Raw genomic sequence first — 8,522 nt, 5'->3', positions numbered from 1 at the left:
TCGATATCGGATCGCTTGACGACATCCCAGCCCAAGGGGCCCGCGTAGTCAGGACTGCGCAGGGCTGCGTGGCCGTGTTCCGCACCGCCGACGACCGCGTCTTCGCGCTGGAGGATCGCTGCCCCCACAAGGGCGGGCCTTTGTCCGAAGGCATCGTCCACGGCACCTTTGTCACCTGTCCGCTGCACAACTGGGTCTTCGACATGAACACCGGCCAGGCCCAGGGCGCGGACGAAGGCCGGGTGCGGACCTTCGCCGCCAAGGTGCAAGGAGGCCGCATCCTGATCGACGCCACCCTGCTCCGCCGCAGCGCCGCCGCCTGAAGGAGTAGCCCATGACCATTCAGGCCCCCCGTCCCGCCATTCGCACCACCTGCCCTTATTGCGGCGTCGGTTGCGGCGTCCTGGCTACGCCTGACGGCGCGGGCGGGCTGTCCGTGGCGGGCGATCCCGTCCATCCTGCAAATTTCGGGCGGCTCTGCGTGAAGGGCAGCGCCCTGGGCGAAACCGTGGGACTGAAGGGCCGTCTGATGGCCCCGCAGATAGCCGGGCAGGAGGCAGGCTGGGATCAGGCGCTTGACTTGGTGGCGCGACGCTTTTCCGCCGCCATCGCGGAACACGGACCGGATTCGGTAGCAATGTATGTCTCAGGCCAGTTGCTGACCGAAGATTATTATGCGGCCAACAAGCTGATGAAGGGCTTCATCGGCAGCGCAAACATCGACACGAACTCGCGGTTGTGCATGGCCTCGAGTGTGGCAGGTCACCGCCGGGCGTTCGGCTCGGACACCGTGCCCGGGCTTTACGAAGATCTGGAGCAGGCCGACACGGTGGTGCTTGTGGGATCGAACCTCGCCTGGTGCCACCCGGTTCTGTATCAGCGGCTGGCCGCCGCGCGCGAGGCGCGGGGAACGAAGGTCGTCGTCATAGACCCCCGCCGCACCGCCACCTGCGACATCGCCGACCTGCATCTGCCGCTGGCGGCGGGATCGGATGCAGCGCTGTTCAACCTGCTGCTGGCCGAGATCGATCGGCGCGGCCTTGTGACGAAAAACCCCGATGGTCTGGCCGAGGCATTGGCTGCCGCACGCGCGTCGTTGCCGTCGGTGACCAGCCTGCCACACAGCGCGTTGCAACAGTTCCTGAACCTGTGGTGCGGCAGCGATCGGGTCGTCACCGTCTATTCCCAAGGCATCAACCAGTCGGACAGCGGCACCGACAAGGTGAATGCAATCCTGAACTGTCACCTGGCGACGGGCCGGATCGGCCGCCCTGGCATGGGTCCCTTCAGCGTCACCGGCCAGCCTAATGCCATGGGCGGCCGAGAGGTAGGCGGCCTCGCCAACATGCTGGCCTGCCATCTGGACATTGAAAACGTCATCCATCGCGATGCGGTGCAGGACTTCTGGCACGCACCCAGGATGGCCGACAGGCCCGGCCTCAAGGCCGTGGACATGTTCCGCGCGGTCGAGGAAGGCCGGATCAAGGCTCTGTGGATCATCTGCACAAATCCGGCGGTGTCGATGCCCGAGGCCGACCGCGTCGCCCGTGCCATTGCCGGCTGCGATTTCGTGGTGGTATCGGACATGATCGCTCGAACCGATACGACCCGCTTGGCCGATGTGCTGCTGCCCGCGACGGGCTGGGGCGAAAAGGACGGCACCGTCACCAACTCCGAACGCCGCATCAGCCGTCAGCGCCGCAGCCTTGCGCCTTCCAGTCACGCCCGCGACGACTGGCGCATCATCGCCGATGTCGCCGCACGCATGGGCTGGCGCGATGCCTTTGCCTGGGACAGCCCGGCGCAGGTCTTTGCCGAACACGCCGCGCTGTCGGGGGTCGCGGGCGCGCTTGGCAGTGACTTCGACATCTCAGACCATGCCGGGATTACGGCAGAGGAATATGACGCCTTGGACCCGTTCCTGTGGCCGCAATCCTCCACTCGCAAGGGTGGGCGCTTTTTCGGCGATGGACTGTTTCACACATCTTCTGGCAAGGCGCGGATGGTTCCAGTGACGCCGCGTCTGCCGCCGGCCGTCAGCGACGCCTATCCTTTTCGATTGAACACGGGCCGGGTGCGCGACCATTGGCACACAATGACCCGGACCGGCCTCTCGCCGCGCTTGTCGCGACACCTGGCCGAGCCGTTTCTGGAAATTCACCCTTCTGATGCTTCCAGGCTTGAACTGGCCCCTGCCACATTGGCCGAGGTGTCCAGCCCGCATGGCCGGGCCATCCTGCGGGTGCTGGTGACAGAACGCGTGGCGCCGGGCCATCCCTTTGCGCCGATCCACTGGACCCGTGAGACGGCCTCGTGCGGCCGCATCGACGTGCTGGTGCCGGCGGCGGTCGATCCGGTGTCGGGGCAGCCGGGGTCGAAATCAGCCGCAGTCGCCATTCAGCCCTTCAAAGCGGCCTGGTATGGCTATGCCATCTCAACCCATCCCATCAAGCCTGCCTGCGATTATTGGGCAAGCGCGACCCTGCCAAGCGGCTATCAGGTGGAACTGGCCGGCCACAGCGAGCCCGAGAACTGGGTCGAGGCAGCCCGCAGCTTGTTGGGCGTGAGGGGCGAGCCGCTGCTTGTCCAGGATCCCCGCCAGGGCATCCGGCGGATGGCCTTCTCGATCGATGGCCGCCTTCAGGCGGCGCTGTTTGTCGCGCCCCAACCTGTAAGCCTGTCGCGCAGCCACCTTGCTGCATCCCTGGGAGCCGGTTGTGGCGGGGAGATCCTGGCCGGGCGGCCAGGAGGGGACCAGCCAGATGCAGGTGCCTTGGTTTGCGCCTGTTTCAGCATCGGCATGAACACGATCCTGCAGGGCATTGCCACGCAAAAGCTGATGACGGTGGATGCCATCGGCCGGGCACTTGGGGCAGGAACGAACTGTGGGTCATGCAAGCCGGATCTGAAAAACCTACTCCAGACAGCAGTCGCGTCCAAGGCAGGCTCCTTGGTCGGCTGACGGGCAGCGGCGGGATTGAAGACAAAGCCTTGGAAGAACCTGTCACCACGCAGGGTCAGGCAGCACCGGAGGGGCGACAAAGGCGCTTCAGAAATCCAGACCCAGATCCAGAACGGGAACCGAATGGGTCAGCGCGCCGACCGAGATATAGTCCACGCCGGTCGCTGCTACCTCGGCGATGCGGGGCAGGCGCATGTTGCCGGACGCTTCCAGCACCACGCGGCCCTTCGCCATGGCAACCGCCCCCCGCAGCGTGTCGGTGTCCATGTTGTCCAGCAGGACCACATCCGCACCGCCTTCGTCCAGAACCTCGGCCAGTTGGTCCAGCCGGTCCACTTCGATCTGGGGCGATAGGAGCAGGGCTTGGCTGTTCTTGTGCGTTTCTTGAGCTATGCGGGGTGACTAGAAGACAACGCAGATCTGCGCTTCGGCGTGAGTTCACAGCACGGGGCGCAAGCCCCTGTGCTGTTCACCCAACCTTTACCGAGAAGCGAGCTGCACCGGTACCCCTTGAGCTGAGATCTCGACGGCATTGGCCATGCCCGTAAAGGTGTAAAGCGTCTGTGGCTCACCCGGCATTGAGAACTGTACCTCATCTTGGTCTTCCAGGCGCATCACAACACGCTGCGGCTCTTCGTTGTTGCGGCCGCGGAACACTGCCGTCACTTCATGGGCTCCCTTGGGGAGTTCGACCCGATAAGCGACCACGTCCAATGCCCCAGAGTGGAGGCTTTCGGCCTGAAGTGGTGCGGACAGGACAGCAACTTCGGCCACCGCAGGAGCTGCAATAGCAAGGGAAGCGACCGCGGAAAGCAGGATCGTTTTCATGGACAGGTTCTTTCTTCGAGAGAGGAGTTTTATCAGGGCCAGCCCAGCATCGACTGTAGCAGGGGGAACGCGGCACGACCGGCAGATCGGGAATGCCAGGAGAGACGGCGTCAGTCCCTCGCGAAATCAGAGGGCGGCATATACACCCATGATCCGGCGCATCTCGCCCTCACGGGTCATGCCCCTAGCCGACAGGGCGTGGTCCGATAGATGATTAAGCTGGTTCAGTGCGCGCATCTGCGCGTTGGCTTCGGCCAACATGATAATGAAACGGCTCACGGCACGGAGCGGAGCCACCAGGATGGCGGACAAGCGGCTGGGAGACTTACAATAAGCAGAAGCGATGGTCGCCATGTGGAAACTCCTTGCGGGTGACAAAGTCGTTTCCTCCCCTGCAAACAAGATCGACCTTCCCAAGACCGATCACAACAGCTGATGCTGCATGGCAGCATTGCGGCTGAGACAACTAAGGGGTTTGTGGAAAAAATCGTGGCGCGTCAGCAACAAAAACTAGGGCTAACTTGAGGATTGACGTCTATAAAGGGGAAGCGATCTTCGTTCGGTCCAAGGTGCTCAGGACGCCGGAAATCTGCCAAGCCGCTGAGTAACGGAGCCAAAGCCAAGTAACGACTATGGAGACCTCGTTTCTCGTCTCCTTGGACACTCCAGCTGTTATCCCGACGCAGCATCTATCGTACGGCGCTCTGCGACTTCGGAAAAGAAGGGCTGCATCGTCGATTGCCGGTAAACCTCCATGTGCGGTCCTGATCATCTGCGGCGCTCTCCGCATCGCCAACACAAGGACAGCCCCATGCCCAGAGATGCCGAGCCTAATCCAGACTGACCGTACCTTTGCGGATGCTCTTTCTGTGCCGGAGAAAGAAACGCACCATCTCACGGGATGCGTCTGGGCCTGAGGGATCCACGAAGCGCCCGGCTGGCGACCCTCCAGACCAGGCGTGGCCGGACCCTTCGATCAGCCAGTGCTCGACGAGTGGTCGACCTTGTCCTATCCGATGGGTGCTCTTCACATAGCTGCGCCCGCCTTTGACTTGCTGTTTGAGATGTGTCCCCCGGACCCCAGCAAAGGGTTCGAGCGCGCGGATGGCTATGAAGCGTCCGTTGCGGGCATGTACGACACGATCATCGCTTCCATGAAAGATAATGGTGGGCATCGGAACCGTGCACCGAGCGCCGGGATTTCCCTGTGCCATCGCCATCATGGCGGAAGCCTTGTTCTGAGCAGCACCAACGGGAAGCCCGGAATGGACACCGACTGCGGCAAAGATATCAGGGTAAGCCCTTGCCAGAACCAGGGCCGCTGATCCACCGGCCGACAGTCCAGCGACATAGACCCTTGCCGGATCGGCCACATGCCGTTTCAGGACGTCGCGAGTAAGGCTGGCGAGAATGGCTGGCTCACCTGCCTGTCGGCCTTGATCGCCGGGCTGAAACCAGTTCCAGCATCGCTTCGGATGCGCCTCACGGGTCTGAGCAGGATAGACGACCAGGAGCCTGAACTCCTCGGCCAAGACGTTCATCCGCGTGCCCGTGGCAAAATCATCTGGGGTCTGGCCACACCCATGCAGCATGATCAGCAGTGGCATAGGCTCCAGGGAACTGGCGGCCGAGGCGGGCGTGTAGATCTTGTAATCCCGCTGCCCGAACTCACTGCTGTGGGTGGCAGTCCGGAACGATGCACGAGTTGGCATGATGACCTTGCGGGGCCGGGATGCAACATCTGCAGTGGACTTGGCTGCTCCCGCGGGTTTTCTACGGGCAGGTTTCTGAGTTTTTCCAGGTGTGAAACTGACCTGCTTCAATGCCTGCTCACTTACCCGCACGGCAGAACTGAAGATCGCAGACACCATGCCAGTTGCGGTGATGGCACGTGGCCTCAGATGGACGGGCTTGAATGGGAAACGCGGTCGCTTCGACACGTCCAGGGTCCTTTCTGCGAACGGCACCTTCTTTTTGCGTTACATGCGCCACCCCGTCCCACAAGCTGCAAAACAGAACTATCGTCGCAAGGCGGCTATGCAGGAACCAAGTGCACGGACCGGAAGTCGTCTGGCAATGACAGAAAAGCCACGAGCTCTTGCTGAGGTGGAGGTATTGGCTGTTAGCCGCAATGGGCTCGGGACGTTCGAGGTATCACCGGAGTAGTGACGAAGATCCTCCATCTAGGTTTTTCCGGGCTCGAAGCCGTGACCGGTGAACTCCCTTCGGGTGGGTTGACATGACCTGAGAGGATTTCGCGCCAAGTCGCAACCAGCAGCATCCAGAAGAGTTGTCAGGTATGGGTATTCCTTTCCGCCACCTGCGTGACAGATTTCATCGACTTCTGCTGCGCGGCATGCGGGCGGCTAACGGCACGACATTCCACGCCTCTTCAACGATTAGCACTGATCCAGACACAGTCGCCGAGGCGGCCCGCATCATCGCTCCGTATATTGCGGACGCTTATGACAAGTCTAGCCGCAGCACTGCGGCGGGCCTTGCTAAGGCCCTTGAGGTCCTGAAGACGCTTGAAGATGCAGGGCGGAACAAGTGAAGCCGGTGAGACGGCTCAATAAGGAAAGCTGAGCCCCCCGAAAGAGCACCCGTTCAGTGAGGCCGGCGAACCGAGCCTTTGTGTGCCTCATCTTCTTATCAGACAACCGTGCGTTATTTCGCCAACAGGCAACACGCGGCACCAAACAAAAAGGCCCTCGCGGCCACTCCGAGCAGCAAAGGCCCTCCCTGAAGGATGTGCGTTCTGGGTTAACCCAGCTTCATGATCCGGAAGCAATCTCCATCAGCAGCCGGAATGAAGACCTCATTCAGCCGTACGGGAGGCTTCGACCGCTTCCGTGAGCTCTTGAGCCAGATCCGCATCTTGAGTCACTGCCGTGTTGGGTTCCGTGCTCCCTTCCACGACGGCGGCCTTGGGCTCAGCATCACCGGCCGGCATTGAACTGACTGACCCGTCTTCAGACGCTGGCTTTGCTTTGCGCCCCCGTGCTGGCTTCGGCGCCTCAGCGCCGTCTTCCCCTACGGCTTTCGGTTTGCGGCCTCTGGCTTTCACCGGCCCATCCGCTGATGCTTCGGCTGCCACCTTGGAGGAGCGTCCGCGCCGCGCTTTAGGCGCCTCTGCGCCTTCTTCCGTCACAGCCTTTGGCTTGCGACCCCGGGTCTTTACTGGCGCCTCCGCTGAGGCTTCAGCTGCCGCAGCGGTTGCTTCGCCGCCGCGCGTGCCCGAGGTGTCCGTAGCCGTTTTCGCCCCAGCCCTTCGCTTCGGCTGACGGCGCGTCGCGGTTGTCTCGGCCGGGGAGGATGTGCGTGCAGCGTCTTCGGCGTCGATCTCGCGTTCTGCCTGAGACCAGTGTTGCGCATCCCGGCCATGGGGTTGGCCTTCCTTCTCCCAGAGGGAATGGGCCCGTTCCTGGATCCGACGTGTGCGTTCGGCAGTCATGATGTGTCCTCGTGTTTCCGATGAGACTCTGATCTCCTCGGCCGTGGGCGCGAGAGTGGCGAGAATTCAGGTCTTTATGCCGACACCGTGACACGCTCATGCATCCTTGCCAATGGGGTGTCGTCGGCAGATCGAGCGAGGCTATAGGAGAGACGCTGTCGTCGTCTGGACGCTCCCATCCGACGTTACAGGCTTCCAGCGCGGCTCATCTTTTTCGGCCAGGGAAGGACGTTACTCTTCTCCCGTGTCGCCCTCTCGTGAGCAGCCAGTTCCTGTGGCATCATCGTCGCCAGGTGCTTATCGCGGGTTTTCTGACGGTCCCTGAGGCGGCGGTCGAGTTCTGCCTCGACAAGCAGGTGCAGGGCGAAGCGGTGCAGCCGGTGCGCATCGGTGAAGCCTGGATCGTTTGCCTCGGCCATGGCGCCGCGGCTCACCGCCATCAGTTCGACGTCCTGTTTTGAGGCCAGTCTCGTTCCCAGTGCTTCTGCAGCAACTGTCATGGCTTCGTTCATCAGCGTCGTGGGCAGGGTTACTTCGGTCATGATCTCTCCATGTCTTCTCCCTGTCGCCCCAGGCCGGCATCTGCATCTTTGTAAGATGCTGTCTGGAACGGCGGGTATGTCGGCCCTGTCTCCTTGCAACGCTTGATAAGATCTATGGTGAAAGAGCCTGTCCGCAAGGGCTGACGGGGTCTGGAACGTGCTGATTGATTGACGGCCCGTAAGGAAATGCCAGCACCCGCGTGTGCGGGGCCGGCACCCAGTTGGCCGGTAGAACCGGCGGCGGATGAAACGAGATTAGGAGGCACCTGATGCCTCTTCGAGAAATTCCGGATGTCAGCGGACATAGTCCGTCATCCGGTGTGTCTCGCCTGTATCATTGGCGCCACCCATCTGCTCTCTCCTGAACGGATCATTGCCAATCTTCCGAGTGCGGCTCCGGCGCCTGAAGGATCCTATGGACCGGTAAATCTGCATCAGGGTTCGGAGGCCCAGCTGTCGCTGGCGGCGCCCTCTTCGATGAAACGTGGTCTTGGGTTTTCACCCTGATCCTGGGCGAAGGGCTGATCTACACATCCGGGTTTCTGTTCTCCTTGATGCCGTGCCTGCCGTTCCACCGAACGATCTGGCACGTCTCAACAGAATTCAGGGCGCTCTTTGGGGAAGACGTGGGGCGAGCCCGGTTGTCCAGCCCCTCCGCCGTCTCGCCAAGCTGCGGCTTTCCTCGGCATCGGCTGACGGGCAGGGGCATGATCGAAGACAAAGCCTTGGAAGAACC

At 62.1% G+C, this 8,522-nt stretch carries 9 protein-coding genes and 1 pseudogene; 3 read left to right on the top strand and 7 right to left on the bottom strand.

Annotated elements, in window-relative coordinates; all coding sequences use genetic code 11:
- Both nirD and CK944_RS20700 read left to right on the top strand, forming a co-directional pair.
- A partial coding sequence (gene nirD / locus CK944_RS20705; RefSeq protein ID WP_103174953.1) for a nitrite reductase small subunit NirD occupies window positions 1-323 on the top strand: 323 nt, incomplete at its 5' end.
- Window positions 324-334: 11 nt separating this feature from the next.
- A complete protein-coding gene (locus CK944_RS20700) occupies window positions 335-2,962 on the top strand; it encodes a nitrate reductase (RefSeq protein ID WP_103174951.1) in 2,628 nt (875 codons plus the stop codon).
- Between the two features lie 87 nt (window positions 2,963-3,049).
- Here the strand turns inward: CK944_RS20700 and CK944_RS20695 are convergent.
- The 4 genes and pseudogenes from CK944_RS20695 to CK944_RS20680 form a co-directional block, all read right to left on the bottom strand.
- A pseudogene (locus tag CK944_RS20695) lies at window positions 3,050-3,307 on the bottom strand (nicotinate-nucleotide diphosphorylase); the annotation flags it as partial.
- A gap of 135 nt (window positions 3,308-3,442) precedes the next feature.
- Complete coding sequence (locus CK944_RS20690; protein ID WP_103174950.1) at window positions 3,443-3,790, bottom strand: hypothetical protein; 348 nt, start codon at window positions 3,788-3,790, stop codon at window positions 3,443-3,445.
- 126 nt (window positions 3,791-3,916) lie between these two features.
- Window positions 3,917-4,144: a hypothetical protein gene (locus tag CK944_RS20685; protein ID WP_103174949.1), complete on the bottom strand. Its 228-nt coding sequence runs from the start codon at window positions 4,142-4,144 to the stop codon at window positions 3,917-3,919.
- Window positions 4,145-4,620: 476 nt separating this feature from the next.
- A complete protein-coding gene (locus tag CK944_RS20680) occupies window positions 4,621-5,730 on the bottom strand; it encodes a PHB depolymerase family esterase (RefSeq protein ID WP_239986192.1) in 1,110 nt (369 codons plus the stop codon).
- A 359-nt stretch (window positions 5,731-6,089) separates the two neighbouring features.
- Here CK944_RS20680 and CK944_RS20675 point away from each other — a divergent pair, with 359 nt between their 5' ends.
- Window positions 6,090-6,344 (top strand): hypothetical protein, encoded by a 255-nt coding sequence (locus CK944_RS20675; RefSeq protein ID WP_103174948.1) that lies wholly within the window; start codon window positions 6,090-6,092, stop codon window positions 6,342-6,344.
- Window positions 6,345-6,608: 264 nt separating this feature from the next.
- On the opposite strand, the gene CK944_RS24405 is transcribed toward CK944_RS20675, so the two are convergent.
- The 3 genes from CK944_RS24405 to CK944_RS23820 all read right to left on the bottom strand — a co-directional run.
- Entirely contained in the window at window positions 6,609-7,244 is a 636-nt protein-coding gene (locus CK944_RS24405) for a DUF2934 domain-containing protein (protein WP_103174947.1), read from the bottom strand.
- A 185-nt stretch (window positions 7,245-7,429) separates the two neighbouring features.
- Window positions 7,430-7,786: a hypothetical protein gene (locus tag CK944_RS20665; RefSeq protein WP_103174946.1), complete on the bottom strand. Its 357-nt coding sequence runs from the start codon at window positions 7,784-7,786 to the stop codon at window positions 7,430-7,432.
- Window positions 7,787-8,312: 526 nt separating this feature from the next.
- On the bottom strand, window positions 8,313-8,522 hold a 210-nt coding region (locus CK944_RS23820; RefSeq protein WP_205049129.1), incomplete at its 5' end, for a hypothetical protein.

The sequence above is a fragment of the Paracoccus sp. SY genome (assembly GCF_002901215.1).
Lineage (GTDB): Bacteria > Pseudomonadota > Alphaproteobacteria > Rhodobacterales > Rhodobacteraceae > Paracoccus > Paracoccus acridae.
Note: the sequence above shows the minus strand (reverse complement) of the source record. Positions and strands in the feature narration are given on the sequence as shown.

Excerpts from the sequence above, each read along its gene's own strand:
- CK944_RS20700 (WP_103174951.1), top strand. The coding sequence starts at position 335 with ATGACCATTCAGGCCCCCCGTCCCGCCATTCGCACCACCTGCCCTTAT.
- CK944_RS24405 (WP_103174947.1), bottom strand. The coding sequence starts at position 7,244 with ATGACTGCCGAACGCACACGTCGGATCCAGGAACGGGCCCATTCCCTC.
- CK944_RS20665 (WP_103174946.1), bottom strand. The coding sequence starts at position 7,786 with ATGACCGAAGTAACCCTGCCCACGACGCTGATGAACGAAGCCATGACA.
- CK944_RS20690 (WP_103174950.1), bottom strand. The coding sequence starts at position 3,790 with ATGAAAACGATCCTGCTTTCCGCGGTCGCTTCCCTTGCTATTGCAGCT.
- CK944_RS20675 (WP_103174948.1), top strand. The coding sequence starts at position 6,090 with ATGGGTATTCCTTTCCGCCACCTGCGTGACAGATTTCATCGACTTCTG.
- CK944_RS20685 (WP_103174949.1), bottom strand. The coding sequence starts at position 4,144 with ATGGCGACCATCGCTTCTGCTTATTGTAAGTCTCCCAGCCGCTTGTCC.